This window comes from Bradyrhizobium ingae (assembly GCF_055791185.1).
Map to the genome: position 1 here is coordinate 234,299 of NZ_JBVUBB010000008.1, position 17,588 is coordinate 251,886.

Genomic DNA, 17,588 nt, shown 5'->3' on the forward strand with positions numbered 1-17,588 from the left:
CTTCTCAAACTCTTCAAATGAGCTACCGGCCGCAAAATGCGGCCGGTGTTGTTTTTACACCTCTCCCGGCAAAGTGGGGAGAGGGGGATTTAACCCGCCACCTGCTTGATGCGCGCGATCAGCTCGTCGACGGCCTTGTCGACCGGGACCTTCTCGCTGACCACCCGGTTCATCGCCTTGGCCCAGACGTTCTCGTTGTTCAGGATCGTGAACTTCCAGTTCTTGGTGAAATCGAACGGCGCGGTGCCGCCGGTGAACTGGCTGTAGACTGCCTTGCGGTGCTTGTCGGCTTGCCAGAACGGGCTTGCCTGGCTTTCCTTCGTCACCGGGAACCAGCGGCCGAGCGCACCCTCGATGTAGGGGCGCACGTTGTCCTCCTGGAGCAGGAAGCTGATGAACTGCTTGGCCTCGGCCTTGTTCTTGGCCGCGGTGAAGATCAGCCCGGTCTTGACGTCGGAGCGGTAGCGGATGGTCGAACCATCAGGCGCCTTCGGGAAGGACGCGGTGATGATGTCCTGCTCGTAGGCCTTCTTGCCGGCCTCGCGCTGTTCGGGCGTCAGGTTCGGGTTGGTGGAATCCTCGAACCACTTCGCCGCGATCGAAATCGTGAAGTTGTGGGTCATCACGATCGTCTTGTTGTGGAAGGCGACGTTGTTGTCCGGGTCCTTCCAGGTCGTGGAGGAGGGCGGGGTGCAGCCCTTGATGTAGGTATCGGTATAGTCCTTCATCGCCTTGATCAGGCCGTCGCGAACCTTGGGGTCGTCGACCAGCAGCTTGCCGTCGTCGTCGACGAGCTTGACGTGGTAGGCGTCCATGAAGGTGTAGAACGACTGGAAGGCATCGGTCGATTCCACGCCCATCGGCTGGCCCACGGCATAGATGCGCTGGCCGGTCGCTTTGCGGATCGCCGGCTGCACCTTGTCGCACCAGAACGACCAGTAGCCTTGCCAGTCGTTCGGGATGTCGCTCTGCTTGAAGCCGGCCTTCTCCAGCATGTCGTTCCAGATCTGGACGTGCATGCTCTGCTGCTTCAGCGGGAAGCCGTAATAGGCCTTCTTCTTGGCGACGTCGTTGTAGAGGATCGATGCTTCCAGCGTGTTCGGCACGAACCGGTCCTTGATCGGCTCCATGACGTCCGACAGGTCCTCGAGCTTGCCCTCATAGGCCCACTTGCCCTGCGCCTGCACGTCGTAGGAATCGGAATAGGCGACATCCGGCACGGTGCCGGCATCGAGCGCGGCCACTGTCTTCGGAATCATGTCCTGGATCGCGTACTGCGACAATTCGACCTTGATGCCGGTCTTGGCCTCGAATTTCTTGATCGTGTCGATGAGCGCGTCGTCTTCAGATTTATAAAATCCCTTGCCCCACCAGACCGTGATAGTCTTCTGCTGGGCAAACGCGGGCGCCGTGGCTGCAAACAGCCCGACCGCAGCAACCGCGAGTGAAAATGCGCCAATAACCCTTGATTTCACGTTTTTCTCCCTCAAGTCGCCGGTGTTTAACCGGTCGGGGAAAACACTAGCGCATGGGCGGAGGCTGATCTAGCGACATCTTGTCAGACCTAGGTCGAGTGGAATTTCACCCGCGAACAGTCTTAACGTCGCGCCATCGATCCAATCGCCGCATCAATTCACGGCAATCAATTCGCGCTGTGGCGATTGCGCGTCGTTATGGCGCGGTGAGATTGGGTTGAATCAGTGCAAGCGAAGGCAGCACCTCTCGCCGCCGAGAGAGGTTCGTACTCGATCTCGTCGCGCTTTAGTTCGACTTCGCGCCGTCCTTCGCGCTTTCCTTCGCGTTCTCCGCCGTCGGCGCAGCCGCGGCATCGGGCGTGGCGGGCTTGGCGCCGGTGAAGCGCTCGAGCACCGAGCGCACGGCGTCGCGCGTCTTGGGATTGCGCACGGATTCGAGCAGCGGCGCGGACGCCGGCGAGCGGCGGATCAGGCTTTCCGGATCGGGGAAGATCAGCGGATCGTCCCAGGGCCCCTGAACCACGAAGGGCAGTTCGAAGCCAGACGCGCCGTTCAGGCTCGCCACGCCCTTCATGTCGTATTCGCGCGTCGGCACCGAGGCCGTGCCGGTCAGCGTGATCTTCGCCGTCGGTCCCTCGATGTGGATGTCGTCGGCGGTCGCGATGCCGTCGGCGAATTTCACCGACAACGTCATGTTGCTGTAGGGCGTCGAGCCGCTGCGGAAGTTGCCGCCGCCCGACAGCGGCCGCCGCTCCAGGCGCTTCAACAGCTGTTCGGCGTTGAAGCCGGAGATCGCGCCGTCATGCCCGGTCACCGAAGCGGTGCCGTCGAGCGATTGCACGAGGCCGAAAGGGCTCGAGCCGGAGGCGACCAGCGACACGTTGATGTTGCCGCGGCCGGACAGCTTGTTGATGCCGAACAGCTCGGAGGTGCAGGCCTGCAAATCGACGTCGGTGAACTGGAATTGCGCCTTGATGTCGGCGACCGTGTCGGAGCGCGCAATCCCGAACGAGCCCCTGGCGATGCCGCCATAGACCTGCGCCTCGCCGACCGAGAGCGCCAGCGTGCCGTTGCGCAAATTGGCGCCGATCGCGGTGCGGCCGAATTTCGATGGTCCGACCGTGAGCCGCGCCGCCGACAGGCGCATGTCGAGATCGGTGGTCGACAGGCCATTGAGGTCGAACAGCTGCCTGTTCCAGTCGCGCGCGCCGCTTGCCAGCAAGCGGAAGGTCGAGATGTAGGGCGTGAAGTCGAGCGCGTCGGCTGCAAGCGTTGCCTGGAGGGTCTGCCGTCCGTTGTTGGCGTAGGTCATCACGCCTTCGGCGACGTTGCCGTCGAGCTCGACATTGACGTTGGTGAGCGCGATCGAGGCGCCTACCACATTGGCGCGCGCCTTGAGCGCGAAACGGCCGAAGCCGCCGCTGCCCGGCTGCGGCTGCCCGGTCCAGCGCAGCGCGTTGCGCAAGGACGGGCTGTCGATGGTGAGCGTGCCTTCCATCATCGCGCTGGTGCGGTTGGCGACGCTGCCGTCGAAGGCGAGCTTGAGCGGCGGGCTGGTGATCCGCGCCTTCAGGCCCGAGCGGTCGCCGGAGAGCGCTGCGACGAAATCGGAGAAGCTGATCGAGCCGTCGACACGCTCACCGCGCCAGTCGAACTGCCCGGTGGCGGCAAAGGAGCGCGAGATCGAGGGCCAGGCCAGCGACAGGTCGATGTCCTCGAACTTTTCGGTGCCGTGGCTGGCGATGTCCTCGTAATCAAGCACGCCGTCCTGGACCCGGATCTCCGAGAATGACACCTGGTTGTCGGCGCCCGGCTTCATGGTGCGCGCGATGGTCTGGATGAAGGGGGTCCAGTTGCTGTCGCCATTGGCCTCGAGGCTGACGTGGATATGCGGCCGCAGCAGCATCAGGTCGGCGATCTCGAAGCGCTGGAGCAGGAGCGGCAGCAGCCGCAAATTGGCGGTGAGCACGTCGACGTGCAGAGCCGGATCGCTGTCCCCGCCGGGGCCCTTCAGGCTGACGTCGTGGAAGGAGACGTAGCTCGCCGGCAGCACCGAGATGTCGATCGGGCCTGCGACATTGAGCTCGAGCCCGGTGACGGCGCGGATCTGGCCCTCGACCGCCTTGCGCAGCGCGTCGCGGTTGATCAGCCAGGAGGTCGCGACCAGGGCGATCAGCACAATGCCGAGCAGCGCCGCAATCGGCGTCCCCAGGCGCTTCATTCCTTGGGCCATCGTCAATGGCATGTCCTGATCGGGTTGGGTTGTCGGGCGCTCAACGGGACGAGCCGGGAGCCTAACGCGCCCCACGTACAAGTCCCGCAACTTGATGGGTTTTCTTGTCGCTTTCAAGGCCGCGGAGGCGGTTATGCCCACGCCGTGGGCAGCCTCTATCATCGGGCCCGCGCGCCGGAAACCCCGTATGATTGACGGCTCAAGATCATTTCGCCTAATAATCCCGGCAACAACGGGCCTAACGCCTCACACCCCAAGGTTTTCCGCATGAACAAGGTCTATCCCGACGCCAAGTCGGCTCTCGACGGCATTCTCAAGGACGGCATGATGATCATGTCGGGCGGTTTCGGCCTCTGCGGCATCGCCGAGGCGCTCTCGGACGCGATCCGCGACTCCGGCGTCAAGGGCCTGACGGTGGTTTCCAACAATGCCGGTGTCGACGGCATCGGGCTCAGCCGCCTCTTGGAAACCCGGCAGATCAAGAAGATGATCTCCTCCTATGTCGGCGAGAACAAACTGTTCGCCCAGCAATACCTCGCGGGCGAGCTGGAACTCGAATTCAACCCGCAAGGCACGCTCGCAGAGCGCATCCGCGCCGGCGGCGCGGGCATCCCGGCCTTCTACACCAAGACCGGCGTCGGCACGCTGATCGCCGAGGGCAAGGAAGTGAAGGAGTTCGACGGCCAGAAGTACCTGATGGAGCGCGGCCTGTTCGCCGACCTCGCCATCGTCCACGCCTGGAAGGGCGACACCGCCGGCAACCTCATTTACCGCAAGACCGCGCGCAACTTTAACCCGATGATGGCGACCGCTGCCAAGATCACGGTGGCCGAGGTCGAGCACCTGGTTCCGGCCGGTGAACTTAATCCCGACCACATCCACACGCCCGGTCTTTTCGTGAAGCGCATCATCGAGGTCGGCACGGCCAAGAAGCGCATCGAATTCCGCAACACCCGCCCGCGCCCCGCCGCTTAAGGCGCGCATGATCCGGAAAAGTGGATACCGGTTTTTCGGCAAGATCATGCGTAAACGATAACAGGAGAGCCTCATGGCCTGGACCCGTGAACAGATGGCCGCGCGCGCCGCAAAGGAATTGCGTGACGGCTACTACGTCAACCTCGGCATCGGCATCCCGACGCTGGTGTCGAACTACATCCCCGACGGCATGGACGTCAGCCTGCAGAGCGAGAACGGCATGCTCGGCATGGGACCGTTCCCCTATGAGGGCGAGGAAGACGCCGACCTCATCAACGCCGGCAAGCAGACCGTGAGCGAGCTGCCCTCGACCAGCTATTTCTCGAGCGCGGACTCCTTCGGCATGATCCGCGGCGGCCACATGGACCTGTCGATCCTCGGCGCCATGCAGGTGGCCCAGAACGGCGACCTCGCCAACTGGATGATCCCCGGCAAGATGGTCAAGGGCATGGGCGGCGCGATGGACCTCGTCGCCGGCGTCAAGCGCGTCGTGGTGGTGATGGAGCATTCCGCCAAGGACGGCGCGAAGCTCCTGAAGGGCTGCACCCTGCCGCTGACCGGCGAGCGCGTCGTCGACATGGTCGTCACGGATCTTGCCGTCTTCACTATCGACAAGCACGGCGACGGCGGCATGGCGCTGATCGAACTCGCCGACGGCGTCACGCTCGACGAGGTCAAGTCCAAGACCGAAGCGGAATTTCGGGTTGCGCTGAAGAATACCTGACCGGTCATGGGGCGCGCATGACGATACGGTCTGCGCGTCCCGATGACGCGGCGTTCATTGCACGAACCATCCTGTCCTCGATGCGCGGCCACCGGCCTCGCGGTTGGTTCGACATCGCGCTCGGCTGGCCTGAAGCCGAGTGCCTTGCCTTCGCGGCCAGGATCGCCGTCACGCGCACGGTGTCGATCTGGCACGTCTCCCGATTCCTGATCGCTGAAGTCGACGACAAGTCGGCCGCCGCGCTATGTGCGCTGCCTGTTGCCGGTGCCGGCCTAGCGGCGTGGCGGGCGCTCGAGGAAGTCGCGCGCGAGACGGGACTTGGCGCATCCGAGCTCGAGGCCATCCACCGGCGCGGTGCTTACTTACGCAATTGCTGGCCTGCCGGCGATGACGATGACTGGCTCATCGAGCATATAGTGACTGACCCCGCCTATCGCGGCCGCGGCCTGGCGCAGGCGCTGATTGCTCGAGCGATGGAGGCGGGACGGGCGGCGGGATTCTCGCAGGCCACGATCCCCTTTCTGATCGGCAACGAGGCCGCCGAGCGTTGCTACGCCAAGGCGGGCTTTGTTCTCGCGGAGGAGAAGCGCGACGCGAGTTTCGAAGCGCTGATCGGCGCACCGGGCTTTCGCAGATTCGTGCGCGCGATTTGATTCACGCAGTCGTGTCCCGGACGCGCTGCAACGCGGAGCGTTGCGGCGCTGAGCCGGGACCCAGAAGGCAACACATACACCGTGGGTGACATGGGCTCCGGCTCTGCAGCGCACCGCTGAAGGAGCGCTGCGCCGCGTCCGGAGCACGAGACCTTGCTGAAGATTCGCCTATGACCTCGCCGACCACGCCCTGCCGAACCGTTGCGACACGCTCGCCACCCACGACGTCTCTTCCCTCACCAGGCGGAAGCCGAGATTGGCGGGCGGGACGCCTTGGGCGCAGCCGCCGGCGCGGGCGTCGCGGATGAAGTCGGTGACATAGGCCCGGTGAGCTCCCTCGGCGACGCGCACGCCGCAATTGATGGTCTGCCGACCCGCATTGCCGTTCTCGTCGACGCGCTCGCGCACGAAGCAGGTTGAGGTCCACTCCCAGACGTTGCCGGCCAAATCCGAGACACCATGCTCGTTCAGGCCGAACTTGCCGAACGGATGGGGCGCGGCGTCCGACCGGTCGCGTTCGGATTCGCGCTCGTAGCGGCTGATCCAGCGTTTTGAGGGATCGGCAGCGTCGATGGGCGAGCCGTCGTCCCGGAACTTGCTGCCGGCGGCAAAGGCCCATTCCTCATCGCTCGGCAGGCGCCAGGTCTTGCCGGTCTTGTGCGACAGCCAGCCGGCATAGGCTTGCGCATCGTGCCAGCTCACCTGCACCGCCGGGCGATCGGGGGCGACCGCGACATCGCGGTCGAGCGCGCGGCACGCGCCGTCCTGCACGCAGAGCTGATAGTCGGCCGAGGACACCTGCTGCCGCATGATCGCAAGCGGCTTTGCAAAGCGCAGCTTGCGCAGCGGCGCTTCGGCCTGTCGGCCCGCGCGCGTAAAATCACCGGCAGAACGATAGGTGAAACTGCCGGCAGCGATCTCGACGATCGCCGGCTCCCCCGCCGCGCCACGCGTGCCGGCATCGCCGACCAGGGGCGCAACGGCAAGCGGCGTTGCGAATCCGGCGACGCAGGCGAGCGCCAGTTTGAGCTTGAATGCAATCAGCATGATGATCCCCCGAAAGAAGAAGGGGCCGGTGATCGCCGGCCCCCTCGTTGCGATCAGTTGGTATTGGGGGCCGGGATGTCCGCAGGCGCCTTCACCTGGGTCATGAGATCGTCGTTCCACTTGCCTTCGACCTTGAAGTGCGCGGTGGCGCCGAGATCGGCGGCCTCGATCAGGTTGTGCGTGACATAGGCGTAGATGCCGGGCTGCAGGAATTTGTACATCGCCGCTCCGGCCGAGCCGCCGCGGATGAACCAGGTCTCGAGCCCGGTCTCCGGCGCGTTTGAGAACTTGCCGGTCTCCCAGACATAGTCGCCATGGCCGCCGATCAGATGCGGGCGGCTGTCGCGATTGGCCTGCGAGTGCACGATCAGCACGTTCTCGCCGACATTGGCGGTCAGGGCATTCTTGCCGGTGAGCGCGCCGACCTTGCCGTTGAACACGACGTGGGAAGGAACGAGCTTCTTCATCACCTCCTCGGTGTCGGTGTAGGCCTCGCCCGGCGAGTCGTATGACTTGAAGTTGCCCTTCTCGTCGCGCGGCACATACATGTCCTGCTCGCCGATATAGTAGACCTTATCGTACTTCAGCGCGTGACCCTTGCCGTCGTTCAGCCCGTCGCGCGGCAGCACCATCACGGCGCCGTTCATGCCGGAGACGACGTGCCAGGGGATCATCGCGCCGCCGGGCGCGCAGTGATAGACGAACACGCCGGTCTTGGTGGCCTTCCAGCGCAGCACGACCTGCTCGCCGGGATTGATCAGTGTGAGTGCGCCGCCGCCGAGCGCACCGGTCGCCGAGTGGAAGTCGATATTGTGCGGCATGGTGTTGGTGGCAGGGTTGACCAGCGTCACTTCGACATAGTCGCCTTCATGCACCACCATCAGCGGGCCCGGCATCGACCCATTGAAGGTCATGGCCTGGAAGGTGGTGCCCTTCTCGTCGATGACGACCTTCTTCTCCTGGATCGTGAGCGTGAACTCCATGATCTTCGGCGCCTGCCTGGTGGCCTGCTCATGCGCATGCACGAAGGGCGGTGCGACCAGCTCGATCTTCTGCCGCGGCAGCTTGAGATCGTCGGCGGCAAGAGCGGGGGTCGCCAGCATGAGGGCGGTCGCGGCGGCGCTGATCAATGCGGCTCTGCGGGTGAACATCGGAAGCATCCTTCATCTGAAAAGTGTTTTGATGACGGGACCCACTCTGCGCTTCCTGGTGCAAGAGAACTTGCGCTGCAACAACCTTTCGCCTGATTTGCATCCGGAGCAGTACTTAGGTCGGTTGCCGGAGCAGGGGCCGCGAGCAACTCATTCGCATGTTCGAGTCGGATCTTTCGCACTTTGAGCAAGCGCAAGGTCGACAGTTCAGATCCGGGATAGGCGAAGGGCCTGTGGGTGCGGATTTTGTACCCCCCAAACCGTTGAAGCAGGATGGATCAGGACATGAGGGCGGATCTGGCGGCAAGCTACGGCGACGAACGTCTGCCGCGCTATACGAGCTACCCGACCGCTCCGCACTTCTCGCCTGCTGTCGGCGCCGAGGCCTACAGCCGATGGCTCGCCGAGCTTCCCGCCAGCGTCAACGCTTCGCTCTATCTGCACGTGCCGTTCTGCCGCAAGATGTGCTGGTACTGCGGCTGTCACACCCAGATCGCCCGCCGCGACGATCTGATCGACGCCTATCAGCGGACGCTGCGCCGCGAGGTCGACCTGGTGGCCGACACCATCGGCCGCCGCATCAAGGTCGCGCACATCCATTTCGGCGGCGGCACACCGACGATCATGGCGCCCGAGGCCTTCACCGAATTGATGGCGGCGATCCGGCAGGCTCACTTCGTGCTGCCATCGGCCGAGATCGCGATCGAGATCGATCCGCGGACGCTGACGGCTGAGATGACCGACGCGCTGGCGCTCGCTGGCGTCAACCGCGCCAGTCTCGGCGTGCAGAGCTTCGATCCGCGCGTGCAGCTTGCGATCAACCGCGTACAGAGCTTCGAGCAGACCGCGACCGTCACGCAGAATCTGCGGAGCGCCGGCATCACGGGCGTCAATTTCGACCTGATCTACGGCTTGCCGCACCAGACCATCGCCTCCTGTCTCGACACGGTGCGGCGCAGCCTGGAGCTTGAGCCCGACCGTTTCTCGGTGTTCGGCTATGCCCATGTGCCGACCTTCAAGAAGCATCAGCGCAAGATCGACGAAGCCTTTCTGCCCGACGGCCCGGCGCGTCACGACCAGGCCTGCGCGATCGCCAACGCGCTGAAGGACGCCGGCTATGTGCAGATCGGGCTCGACCATTTCGCACGTCCCGACGACGCCATGGCGCTTGCCTTCGCGAGCAAGACGCTGCGCCGCAATTTCCAGGGCTACACGACCGATGTGAGCGACGTGCTGCTCGGCTTCGGCGCCAGTGCCATCGGCCGTCTGCCGCAGGGCTATGTCCAGAACGAGGTGTCGATCGTGGGCTATGCGAAGGCCATCGAGGCTGGCCGTCTCGCAACCGTCAAGGGCTACGCGCTGACATGCGACGATCGGCTGCGCGCCGACATCATCGAGCGCATCATGTGCGACTACGGTGCCGATCTCGGCGCGATCTGCGCCCGGCACGGCGCGCGGGCCGATAGCGTGCTGCAATCGGCGCCGCGGCTGAAGACGCTGATCTCCGACGGTGTCGTCAGGCTCGACGGCGACCGGCTCGCGGTCGCCAGGGAGTCCCGCTTCCTCGTCCGCAGCGTCGCCGCCGCCTTCGACGCGCATCTGGACGCCGCCAGGCAGCTTCACAGCCGGGCGGTGTGACGAGCCAACGGAACCGGCGCGAGCTTGCGCTTCGACAAAGAGGCTATCGACAGAGTGATTACCGTCTCATCGGAACGGAGTTGCCCATGTCCTTCCGATCTGACGATCTCGTCGACGACATCATGCGCGCGGCGCCGCATACGATCCGCGTGTTCCTGGAATTCAAGATGGCGTGCGTCGGCTGTCCGATCGCCTGCTTCCACACCGTCGACGATGCCTGCCGCGAGCATGGCATCGATCGCGCAACATTCTTGGCGGCGCTATGCGAGAGCGTGCCCGCCTAGTCAGCGTTCGCCATTCGCGCTTTGCTCCGCGAGCACGACGATCCTGTGCGGTTCGCGCAGGATGATGCGCTGGCGGCCGCTTTCGACGAGGCCCTGGCTCTCCCAGCCGCTCAGGATGCGGCTCACGGTGTGCAGCGTGGTGCCGGTCATCTGCGCGATATCCTGCCGGCTGATCGGAAAATCGATCTCGATGCCGTGATCGAGCTTCTTGCCGGATTGCTTGGCGAGCCGCAGCAGCGCATGCGCGACGCGCTGCTCGACCTGCTGGGTCGACATCTCCAGCACGCGGGTGTGGCTCTCCTGCAAGCGCGTGCCGACGGTCTGCAGCGTGTTGGTCGCGAGCGCGGGAAACCTCTGCACCAGCCGCGGCCATGTGCCGGTCGGCCAGGCCAGCACGACGCTGTCGTCGACCGCGGTCGCGGTCGCCGGATATTGGGTGAGCCCGATCGCCATCGCGAGCCCGAAGGTCTCGCCGGGCGCCACATAGCGCACCACGATCTGCTCGCCCGTCGGCGTGGTCTTGGCGGCGCGGACATGGCCGTGCAGCAAGAGAAAGAAGGAATGCGCGTCCTCTCCTTGCGCGAAGACCGCGCTGTTCTTCGGATGGCGTGACGAGCGCGCCTCGCGCAGGATCTCTTCCAGCTCGTCGTTCGTGAAGCCGGCAAACAGCGGCAAATGTGCAACCAGTGACGGGTCGACCTTGGCCATTCTGCCTCCATGGCGCGAGCCTTTCAGGACTTTGTGATTGCACGCCATTCGCTCGGCAATTTGCGTTAGCGCAAAACCTGGCTCCCGCGCGCCGGTATTTTTGTGTGCAAAGCCCGATTGAGCCGGAGTTTACCGATATGGCTGGCGTTCGTACCCGCAACCACCAAGGCTGGCCGCTGCTGGCCCACAGCTTTCGTCCGTTCTTCCTGCTGGCCGCGATCCAGGCGGCAACGTCGATCCTGGTCTGGCTGCCGCTGTTCTACGGCGAGCTGTCGCTGAGTTCTGCGCTCGCGCCGCGCGACTGGCATGTGCACGAGATGCTCTACGGCTTCCTGCCGGCTGTGATCACCGGGTTCCTGTTCACGGCGATTCCGAACTGGACCGGGCGGCTGCCGATCCAGGGCACGCCGCTCGCCGCTCTCGCCATCGTATGGCTAGCCGGCCGCATCGCGGTGACATGCTCGGCCGGGCTCGGCTGGGCCGTCGCGCTGGCGGTCGATGCTGCGTTCCTGGCGCTGGTCGTCGCTGCGGCCTTGCGCGAGATCGCCGCTGGCAAGAACTGGCGTAACCTGCCGGTGGTGATGCTGGTGTTGCTGCTGCTCGCCGGCAACGTCGCGTTCCACCTGGAGGCGCATATCGCGGGCGCTGCGGATTACAGCATCCGGATCGGCATCGCCGTGGTCGTGTTGCTGATTTCTTTGATCGGTGGCCGCATCATCCCGAGCTTTACGCGCAACTGGCTGGTCAAGATGAATCCGGGCCGCCTGCCGGTGCCGTTCGGCCGCTTCGACGGCGGCGTGATCGCCCTCAGCGCGCTGGCGCTCGTGTGCTGGATCGTGGGCCCGCTGAGCGCGATCACCGGCATCGCTATGGCGCTCGCAGGCGTGCTGCACATCGTGCGTCTCGCGCGCTGGGCCGGCGACCGCACTGCGCGCGAGCGGCTGCTGCTGATCCTGCATATCGGCTACGCCTTCGTGCCGCTCGGCTTCCTGCTGCATGCGGCAGCCAGCTTCGGCGCGCTGCCGGCAAGTGCGGGCATTCACGCCTGGATGGCAGGCGGGGCCGGCGTCATGACGCTCGCGGTGATGACGCGCGCAACCCTCGGCCACACCGGGCAGGCGCTCACGGCCTCCGTCGCGACGCAGGCGATCTACGCCGCGATCGTCGTGGCGGCGCTGGCGCGCATCTGTGCCGTGGTCTCGCCTGCACATGGCGAGGTGCTGCTGCATGTCGCAGCGTTCGGCTGGGTCGCGGCATTTGCAGGCTTTGCGATCGCCTTCGGCCCGCTGCTCGTCGGCAGCCGTTGGCGCGCGCTGGCCATCCCGCGCGCGGTGGTGCCGGCGCGGTGATCGTCGTCCCGGGGCGCGCGAAGCGCGAGCCCGGGACCCATAACCACAGGGAGCAGTTTGGCGAAGATGGGTGGCTGGCAGCCCGCGCCGCAACTTCTCCCTGTGGTTATGGGTCCCGGCCTTCGCCGGGACGACACCGAATTTGTTGAAGCAGCTCCCGCTGCAGCGCGCGCGGCCTATGTCCTCGCCAGCGACGGCGCGAACACGACCTCGATCAGCGTGCCGGTGTTCGCCGCGCTCTTGATGTTGAACCTTGCGCGGTTGGCTTCGACCAGCGCGCGCGTCAGGGACAGGCTGAGGCCGGCGCTTTCGGAGGCGTCCGGGGGCGGCGGGGTGCGGAACGGCTCCATGGCGGCGGCGACTTCCCGCTCGGAAAGGCCTTGGCCGGTGTCGCGGATGCGCAGGGCGACCTCGCCGCGGTCGGTGAGCGCGGTCGAGACGATGACCTGGCCGCCGGCGCTCGCGAGCCGGATCGAATTGCCGATCAGGTTCATGGTGACCTGCCGCAGCGCGCGGGCGTCGGCCGAGACCTGCGGCAGCGCATGGGCGAGCGAGGTGCGGATGATGATGCGCTCGCGGTTGGCCTGCGGCTGCATCACCACCACGCAGGCCTCGACGAGATCGTTGAGGTTGAGATTGCCGAAGGTGAGGTCGAGCTTGCCGCTCTCGATCCGCGAAAGCTCCGAGAGATCGTCGATGATCGCGATCACGCGTTCGCCGGAGGCGCGGATGTCCTTCATGTAGTCACCGTAGCGCTCGTTGCCGAGCGCGCCGAAGCGCTCGGAGATCATCACCTCGGCAAACCCGATGATGGCGTTGAGCGGCGTGCGGATCTCGTGGCTGATGCGCGCCAGCATGTCGGCCTTGGCATTCGCCGCGCCGTCGGCGAGGCGCTGCGCCTGCTTCAATTCGCTCTCGCCCTTCTTGCTCTGCGAGAGATCGCGGAACACGGCGAAGAAGTTCGGGCCGTCGGGCTGGGTGCGGCCCATGATCATGGCGAGCGGAATGACGCCGCCCTTGCGCTCGCGACCCAGCACCTCGCGGCCATGGTCGAGCAGGCTCGCGATGTTGCCGCCCCTCATGCTGTCGAGATAGTCGATGACCACGCGCTGGCTTTCGGGCGCGAACAGCGTGGTGAGGTTCTGCTGCAGCAGCGCCTCGCCGTCATAGCCGAACAGCGCCTCGGCGCTGCGGTTGCAGGCATGGATGTTGCCCTCGGCATCGAACATGATGATGCCCTCGGCCGTGGTGTCGAGGATCGCGGCGAGGTCTTCCGCATTGGCCTGGCCGGCCTCGAACTCCAGCTCTTCCTCGAACGCCGGCTCGACCTCTTCCGCGGCAGTGACGGCTTCGGCAAAGACGGGCGCCGGCGCCGGCAGCGCGCAGATCAGCGCGTGCGCGGTGTCGCCGTCCCAGATGATGGTGTGCAGGTGGGCGTCGGTCACGTCGGAGCCGTCGATCGCGCTGATCGTCACCGGCGTGCCGGCCTCCGACGTGCTGCTCTCAGACGACACGCCCGGCGCGACATAGAGCGCATCGAGGCCGCCGGCCTCCTCCAGCGCGCCCAGGCTCGGATGGCCGATGCGCGCAAGGAAAGCGGGGTTGGCATAGAGCAGGCGGTCGAGCCGGTAGATCAGGATGCCCGTCGGCACGAGATCGAGCAGCATGCGATCGCGCAAGGACGCGCCGCGCGGCGGCGCCTCGGGCTCGACCAGCCACTCGGCCAGCTCGCGCGGCGCCTGCTCTGCGGGCGGGGCAGGCGGCTCCTCGATGGTCGTCGCCTGCGCAGTCTCTTGCGGCTCGACGGAAGCTGCGGCCGCGTCCCTCTCGCGCTCGAGCCGCTCGGACAATTGCCGGGCGAGCTCGTTGAAGGCGGAGTTCTCGACCGGCGTCAGCGTCGGCGATTTGTTGTCGCCGAGCGGGCGGAACGGCACGACGTTGGGGGGCGTTTCCACGTGTTGATCCAAATCGGCTTGTTGTGAATTCGCGTCGATGATCGTCTCTGGCAGTTCGGCAATGGGCTCTGGAATGTCGGATGCGAGCGGCGGTGGCTCTGCATTGGATTCGGGCTCGGTGACCGGCGGGGCGGTGTCGGCCGCGAGGCTCTGCGGGGCAGGCGGATCGGTGAACAGCTCGAAGCGCCTCAGCGCATCGAGCCGGTTGAGGCCGTCGAGATCGCGGCAGACGCCAAAGCCCTTGAAGCCCGAGAAGTTGCGTAGGCGGTCATAGACCGGAAGGCCGGCAAGCTCGACGGCGAGGTGCTCGCCGCCATCGACCGGCCAGTTCACGGTGATGCCGGCCCAGGTGTCGCGCGTGGCGAGGGCCTTCGCGATGCGCCCCTCGGGATCGAGCCCGAATTCCTGTGAGATCTCCGACCACAGGCGGCCGAAGCCGGCGGCGGTGTGCGCGCCCATCAGGCGGATGAAATCGTCCGAGCCGAGCACGAAACGCCCCACGGCATCCATCTGCCACAGGAAGCGCAGGGGCTGATTGCGCGGCGTGGCGGGCGCGTCCACGGCTGGCGGCGGCTGGTCCATTGCGGCAGTGATCGGCTCGGCTTTGGGCGAGACGATGTCGTCGTCCGGCTTATCAACCACTTGTGCGCTCGCGGCAGTTGTGGCGGCGGGCGTCTCAGCCGCTGCTTCGATCTTCGGCTCCGTTTCGAGCGGCTCGGCGAAGGCATCGAACAGCGCGAACTCGGCCGGGGCCTCGTTCGCCAGCGCCGGCTGCTCGTAGTCGGGCAAAGCCGCTGTCGCCGGGGGCTCGGATTGAACGGGGGCCGCGGCGGCCTGCTCGGGCGTCGTCTCCGGCGCGGCATCGTGCGGCACCTCGGCGGCCTCACATGCACCGCGCTCGAACAGCGCGACGAGGCCAGTATCGGCACCTGCGCCGACCCGTTGCAGCACCAAATGGCCGATGCCGAGCGGCGTCCTGGCCCGCCCATGCGCGAGCGCATCGCGGCGCGCCTCGTCGAGGCCTGCCGCCTTGAGATGAGGAAAGCCGAGCAGGGTGCGCGCGGTCTCGCTCGCGCCGATGAATAGGCCGTCCGGCGCAAAGGCCGCCATCGGCACGTCGGCGCCTTCGACGAGGCGCTGCAGCCGTTCGACCAGCGGCATGATGCGGCCGCTCGACGACATCGCGGCCACCAGCACGCCGTTGCTGCCGTCGGGAAATTCGAGCCGCGCGCAGGCGCAGGTCATCAGCGTGCCGAGCGAGCTGCCGAAGCCGCGCAGGCGTTCGAGCCGTACTGCGCCGCCGGGTGCCAGGCGCCGGCCGAGCTGTGCCACCTGGCGGCGGTGCGGATCGGCCGGGCCGAAGGTCTTCTTGGCGAGCACCGCGGCATTCGCCTCGCCAAAGAGTCTTGCGCCGACCGGATTGGCCCAGACCACCCGCGCGCCGTCGATCGACCACAGCCATGCCGGCAAGGGAGAGGTCGCGTGCACGGCCAGCCGCGGATCGCTCACGCCTTGGAACTGGAAATCCGAACTATTCATCCAACCGGCTTGTTCTCGTGGTCAGGCGGGCGTTTGATCGTCATCGTCGGGCAGCTTGCGGGAATGGCAGCCTTAAGAAAGGGTTAGTATCGCCTGCGCTCGCTGGCAGGTCCACGGCCGCCGGCCCCGGAGAGCGACCATAGCCGCGATAACCTTAATGTTGCTGAACCTGCAAGCCCGCCCGCGCGTTGCATGTGGGTAAGGGCTGCGGGGCCAGATGGAAGCGGGCCGCCATCGCGCCGGTCATGCTGGCGGCACTTCCGAAAGAACGGCGGCCCGAAAGGCCGAGCCCAAAGCAACAGGAGTGGCAGCATGAGCGAACCAGCCCGTGAACGATTCGAGATTCCCCAGGAGATGCGATCCATGGCGGAGACGAGCTTCAAGCAGGCGCGTGATGCGTTCGAGAAATTCCTCAGCGGCGCCCAGGCCGCGGCCGGCTCGATCGAGGAGCGCGGCGAGACCATGCGCGCCGGCGCCAAGGACCTCAACGCCCGCGCGCTGGCCTTTGCCGAGAGGAACGTGCAGGCCTCGCTCGACTACGCCCAGTCGCTGATCCACGCCAAGGACCTGTCCGAGATCATGCGGCTGCACGGCGAATATGTGCAGGCGCAGATGAAGGCACTGGCCGAGCAGGCGAGCGAGATGGGACAGGCCGTCAGCCGCGCCGCCATCGACGCGACCAAGCCGAAGCATTGAAGCTCGGGTCTTCGGCGGGGGCCCAATGCACTGGATGTCATTCCGGGGCGCGACGAAGTCGCGAGCCCGGAATCCATTCACCCACCCGATCCGCGGCCGGATGGATTCCGGGCCGGGGCCGCAGGCTCCTTCAACCTCTCCCGCTTGCGGGGGAGGTCGGCGCGAAGCGCCGGGTGGGGGCTCTTTCCACCCAGGGATTTTCTCCACAAATCTCAGACGATTCCGACGCGGAGACACCCTCTCCCCAACCCTCTCCCGCAAGCGGGAGAGGGGGCAGACTGCTTTCGCAGCTCGTTCCAGCCTCGCAACCCCAGGGTTCCCCCGCCAGGAACTACTCCCTTACCGAGATTAAATTGCGGCGTTGCACCTCATGTCGCATTGCGATGCACAATGTTGACATGATATCCGTAGATGATCGTGGGCGCTGGGCGAGCCATCTCGTTTTAAGCGTTTCCACCTTGACCGTACCCGTCCCGCCTTCATGGCCGGCGGGCGCCAGACGGCTCACTCGTTTCTTCGACAATTGTGAGGGATATCCATGACAGGTGCGACTGATCCATTCTCCGCCTCGATCATTCCGTTCGAGGTCCCCGAGCAGATGCGTGCGTTCGCTGAAAAGGGCGTGTCCCAGGCCCGCGAAAGCTACGCCAAGTTCAAGGATGCTGCCGAAAGCCAGAACGGCACCATCGAGGCGGTGTTCGCCTCCGCCAACAAGGGCTTTGGCGAGTACACCGCCAAGCTGATGGAATTCACCAAGGCCAACACCAGCGCGCATCTGGACTTCGCCCAGGAGCTGCTCGGCCTCAAGTCGCCGTCGGAAGCGATGGAGCTGTGGACCACCCACACCAAGAAGCAGCTCGAGACCTTCCAGGTGCAGGCCAAGGAGCTTGCGGAACTCGGCCAGCGCGTGGCCAACGAGACCGTCGAGCCCATCAAGGCCAGCGCCTCGAAGTTCTACAAGCCCGCCGCCTGAAGCCGATCGGCACCTTCTTAGTTAAGAAACCCGGGCCTTGTGGCCCGGGTTTTGTTTTGGAATAAGGTGATTTACGCCGGATTTTCGGTCGCTTGCGGCCTTGCCAAACAGGGCCGTTGCACCTAGTTTCCGGCCCGTCCAGCCCCCTCGGCGCTTTCAGCCTTCCAGGCAGCCTCAAGGGCGGTTTG

Annotated in this window: 14 protein-coding genes; 8 read left to right on the forward strand and 6 right to left on the reverse strand. The window is 65.6% G+C overall.

The features are described 5' to 3' along the window. Nucleotides 1–89: 89 nt before the first annotated feature. Entirely contained in the window at nucleotides 90–1,475 is a 1,386-nt protein-coding gene (locus ACV1FX_RS15415) for an ABC transporter substrate-binding protein (protein WP_473118398.1), read from the reverse strand. A 286-nt stretch (nucleotides 1,476–1,761) separates the two neighbouring features. Continuing rightward, nucleotides 1,762–3,708 (reverse strand): AsmA family protein, encoded by a 1,947-nt coding sequence (locus ACV1FX_RS15420; RefSeq protein ID WP_473118455.1) that lies wholly within the window; start codon nucleotides 3,706–3,708, stop codon nucleotides 1,762–1,764. A gap of 267 nt (nucleotides 3,709–3,975) precedes the next feature. Here ACV1FX_RS15420 and ACV1FX_RS15425 point away from each other — a divergent pair, with 267 nt between their 5' ends. The 3 genes from ACV1FX_RS15425 to ACV1FX_RS15435 all read left to right on the forward strand — a co-directional run bounded on the left by ACV1FX_RS15425 (nucleotide 3,976) and on the right by ACV1FX_RS15435 (nucleotide 6,060). After that, complete coding sequence (locus tag ACV1FX_RS15425) at nucleotides 3,976–4,683, forward strand: CoA transferase subunit A (protein ID WP_473118399.1); 708 nt, start codon at nucleotides 3,976–3,978, stop codon at nucleotides 4,681–4,683. A 73-nt stretch (nucleotides 4,684–4,756) separates the two neighbouring features. Continuing rightward, nucleotides 4,757–5,407, forward strand: a complete 651-nt coding sequence (locus ACV1FX_RS15430; RefSeq protein WP_473118400.1) for a CoA transferase subunit B — start codon at nucleotides 4,757–4,759, stop codon at nucleotides 5,405–5,407. 17 nt (nucleotides 5,408–5,424) lie between these two features. Then, nucleotides 5,425–6,060 (forward strand): GNAT family N-acetyltransferase, encoded by a 636-nt coding sequence (locus ACV1FX_RS15435; RefSeq protein WP_473118401.1) that lies wholly within the window; start codon nucleotides 5,425–5,427, stop codon nucleotides 6,058–6,060. A 168-nt stretch (nucleotides 6,061–6,228) separates the two neighbouring features. On the opposite strand, the gene ACV1FX_RS15440 is transcribed toward ACV1FX_RS15435, so the two are convergent. Both ACV1FX_RS15440 and nirK read right to left on the reverse strand, forming a co-directional pair. Beyond that, on the reverse strand, nucleotides 6,229–7,107 hold the full coding sequence (locus ACV1FX_RS15440; protein WP_473118402.1) for a formylglycine-generating enzyme family protein: 879 nt from the start codon (nucleotides 7,105–7,107) through the stop codon (nucleotides 6,229–6,231). 53 nt (nucleotides 7,108–7,160) lie between these two features. Beyond that, nucleotides 7,161–8,258: a copper-containing nitrite reductase gene (gene nirK / locus ACV1FX_RS15445; protein ID WP_473118403.1), complete on the reverse strand. Its 1,098-nt coding sequence runs from the start codon at nucleotides 8,256–8,258 to the stop codon at nucleotides 7,161–7,163. A 285-nt stretch (nucleotides 8,259–8,543) separates the two neighbouring features. Here nirK and hemN point away from each other — a divergent pair, with 285 nt between their 5' ends. Both hemN and ACV1FX_RS15455 read left to right on the forward strand, forming a co-directional pair. After that, on the forward strand, nucleotides 8,544–9,896 hold the full coding sequence (gene hemN, locus ACV1FX_RS15450) for an oxygen-independent coproporphyrinogen III oxidase (RefSeq protein ID WP_473118404.1): 1,353 nt from the start codon (nucleotides 8,544–8,546) through the stop codon (nucleotides 9,894–9,896). Nucleotides 9,897–9,982: 86 nt separating this feature from the next. After that, nucleotides 9,983–10,180, forward strand: a complete 198-nt coding sequence (locus ACV1FX_RS15455) for a DUF1858 domain-containing protein (protein WP_473118405.1) — start codon at nucleotides 9,983–9,985, stop codon at nucleotides 10,178–10,180. Here ACV1FX_RS15455 and ACV1FX_RS15460 read toward each other — a convergent pair whose 3' ends face one another. Further along, entirely contained in the window at nucleotides 10,181–10,888 is a 708-nt protein-coding gene (locus ACV1FX_RS15460) for a Crp/Fnr family transcriptional regulator (protein WP_473118406.1), read from the reverse strand. It abuts the gene before it with no gap. Between the two features lie 137 nt (nucleotides 10,889–11,025). Between ACV1FX_RS15460 and ACV1FX_RS15465 the strand changes: the two genes are divergently transcribed. Continuing rightward, on the forward strand, nucleotides 11,026–12,237 hold the full coding sequence (locus tag ACV1FX_RS15465; protein WP_473118407.1) for an NnrS family protein: 1,212 nt from the start codon (nucleotides 11,026–11,028) through the stop codon (nucleotides 12,235–12,237). 176 nt (nucleotides 12,238–12,413) lie between these two features. Here the strand turns inward: ACV1FX_RS15465 and ACV1FX_RS15470 are convergent, their stop codons facing one another. Continuing rightward, on the reverse strand, nucleotides 12,414–15,731 hold the full coding sequence (locus ACV1FX_RS15470; RefSeq protein ID WP_473118408.1) for a PAS domain-containing protein: 3,318 nt from the start codon (nucleotides 15,729–15,731) through the stop codon (nucleotides 12,414–12,416). A 312-nt stretch (nucleotides 15,732–16,043) separates the two neighbouring features. Between ACV1FX_RS15470 and ACV1FX_RS15475 the strand changes: the two genes are divergently transcribed. Next, a complete protein-coding gene (locus tag ACV1FX_RS15475; protein ID WP_473118409.1) occupies nucleotides 16,044–16,427 on the forward strand; it encodes a phasin family protein in 384 nt (127 codons plus the stop codon). A 538-nt stretch (nucleotides 16,428–16,965) separates the two neighbouring features. Further along, nucleotides 16,966–17,400, forward strand: coding sequence for a phasin (locus ACV1FX_RS15480; RefSeq protein ID WP_473118410.1), 435 nt, complete (start codon nucleotides 16,966–16,968; stop codon nucleotides 17,398–17,400). Nucleotides 17,401–17,588 lie beyond the last annotated feature (188 nt).